Here is a 1,405-nt window from a genome sequence, read left to right on the forward strand (position 1 = left end):
TGGATGGCGTAGGAACCTCCATCGTCGGGAGACCTCGACGTCTATCTGCGGACCGACGCGCCCGGCCGACCTACACCGTCATCTGGGAAGAGCCCCTTGTGTTGTGCACCGGTATCGCGGCCAAGCCGTACATTCCTTCGTTCGAGGGATTGACCAGCTTCGAAGGCGAATGTCACCACACCGCTCAGTGGCCGCAGGAGGGGGTCGATCTCAGCGGAAAGCGAGTCGGGATCATTGGCACTGGCGCCAGTGGTGTTCAGGTGACCCAGGAGGCGAGCCTGGTTGCCGAGCACCTGACGGTCTTCCAGCGGACTCCGATCCTCGCGCTGCCGATGCAGAACCAGGTCCAGAACGCGTGGATCGAGCGTCGTCTCAAGGAGCAGTACGCAGATGCGGTGCGAGCCCGGACGGCAGAGTCTTTCGGTGGGTTCCACTATGATTTCCTGCCCCAGTCGGCCCTGGAGGTCTCGCCCGAGGAGCGTCGCGAGACATATGAGCGACTCTGGGAGGCGGGAGGTTTTCAGCCTTGGCTCGGAACATTCAACGATATGTTCACGAGCGAGGAAGCCAACGATACATTTTATGAGTTCTGGCGCGACAAGACTCGGGCACGGATCAATGATCCGGAACTGGCTGAGAAGCTCGCTCCAACGATCAAGCCGCACCCGTTCGGAGTGAAGCGGCCGTCGCTGGAACAGTACTACTACGAATGCTTCAACCAGGAAAACGTCAGCCTGGTAGACGTGCGCGAGTCGCCGATCGAACGGATCACGCCCCGGGGGGTCTTGACGAAGGACGGAACCGAGCACCAGTTGGATGTGCTGGTCCTGGCGACGGGCTTCGACATGGTGACGGGTAGCCTCACCCAGATCGACATCCGTGGCTTGGACGGCCGCGCCCTCAAGGAGAAGTGGGCGGACGGTGTGGGCTCGTACCTGGGCATGACCAGTGCGAACTACCCCAACCTCTTCTACGTTTACGGGCCGCAGGCTCCGACGGCGTTCTGCAACGGGCCGACGTGCGCCGAGGTGCACGGCGACTGGATCATTGACTGCATCACCTACATGCGAAAGGAGAAATTCTCTCGAATCGAGCCCACACCGGAAGCGGAGACCGGGTGGAGCAAGCACGTCCAAGAACTGAATGATGGCACCTTGTTCCCGCTGGCCGATTCGTGGTACATGGGCGCGAACATCCCCGGAAAGAAGCGCGAGCAGCTGAGCTATCCGGGTGGCCTTCCTATGTACGTGCAGAAGTGCGACGAGGTGGCACAGCGCGGCTACGAGGGGTTCACCCTCAGCTAGCTGTTCCTCTGACCCGAATCCGCGAGTAGCGACGGGCCTGCCGGTGGGGAGATGACGATAGGTGCCCGCTGACCTGCGATGATCGTGTTTGCGAAGACATG

Annotated in this window: 1 protein-coding gene; it reads left to right on the top strand. The window is 61.3% G+C overall.

Going from position 1 to position 1,405, the window contains the following annotated elements; genetic code table 11:
- The coding region (locus ACVJO7_RS33985) for a flavin-containing monooxygenase (protein WP_491676366.1) at positions 1-1,304 on the top strand (1,304 nt) is incomplete at its 5' end.
- Between the last annotated feature and the right edge of the window lie 101 nt (positions 1,305-1,405).

It is taken from the genome of Pseudonocardia sp. DxW, from assembly GCF_058448985.1.